We start from the raw sequence: 939 nt of genomic DNA on the forward strand, positions 1-939 counted from the left end.
TTACGGCGGGGTGGATAAAAGCTGCAACCGCTATAGCAAACACACCGATTAGGATATGAACAATAACCTTGGGTGCGTCTATGTATATCGCTAAAAGCATGGCTATTAGTATGCTTGTAATCAGCCAAAGCAAGGGTGTCAAGGCATTAGATTTGGCATTCATGCCATGAACGCCAACCAATCGTGAAAAAAGCTGGTTCATGATAAATCTGATGTGAAAAATCATATTTTGCCTACTTGTTTAAGATTTGTCAATCAAGCCCGCTTCTTACGCTCGGCAGCAAACATACTAAAATCCTGCTCGTTCAAATACTCATTGATGATGGCTTCAACACCGACAAATTCATGACCTGCTGGGCTTACATACTCATCACCATCAAACATTTCAATGACTGTGTAGCCTGTTACCTCAAAGAAGCTAAATTCCTGCACTTCGGTAGTGTGGTAGTCCATGCCACCGTGCCAGTATGTGTCATGTGTGAAATGCGCTCTTACCAAGATGTTAGGCGGGTCATCGCCGCCTTGGGCGTATTGCAAATAGACATCGGCAGTCTTACGCTCAAAATCTACATCATGGTCTGAATTGGGGCATAGCCCAATGATTTGATGTTTCATAAAATACTCCTTAGCTAATCCGACACTGGCAACTGTACGAAAAAATCGTACAACTGCCAGTAGCTGATTAACTCCGTTATCTGCCACGGTGGTTTTGGCTTTGCTACTTTTGGGTAGCTCCGTGATTTTCCCTGCACGGTAGGGCTTCCGGGCTTTTAAATAGTCTGAAGCAAAGGCTGTTTGCTTGGTATGGGGGTATTATAGATAAAACTATATAAATAATCAATAGAAAATATAGCAAAAACTATAAATATTTTATAAGTGTTTGATAAATAAAATTATTTCAATGCAAATTATTTAAAGGCAACAAAAAACCGCCAAAGG

2 protein-coding genes are annotated in these 939 nt (G+C 40.8%); both read right to left on the reverse strand.

The features are described 5' to 3' along the window. On the reverse strand, positions 1–226 hold a 226-nt coding region (locus tag B0181_RS12285; protein WP_211276081.1), incomplete at its 3' end, for a hypothetical protein. Positions 227–255: 29 nt separating this feature from the next. Further along, positions 256–615 carry a hypothetical protein gene (locus tag B0181_RS09895; RefSeq protein WP_078277340.1) on the reverse strand — a complete coding sequence of 120 codons (360 nt, stop codon included), beginning with the start codon at positions 613–615 and terminating at the stop codon, positions 256–258. Positions 616–939 lie beyond the last annotated feature (324 nt).

Source organism: Moraxella caviae (assembly GCF_002014985.1).
Classification (GTDB): Bacteria; Pseudomonadota; Gammaproteobacteria; order Pseudomonadales; family Moraxellaceae; genus Moraxella; species Moraxella caviae.

What these genes read in the sequence shown, in the direction of transcription:
- B0181_RS09895 (WP_078277340.1), bottom strand. Translation starts at nt 615, where the DNA reads ATGAAACATCAAATCATTGGGCTATGCCCCAATTCAGACCATGATGTA.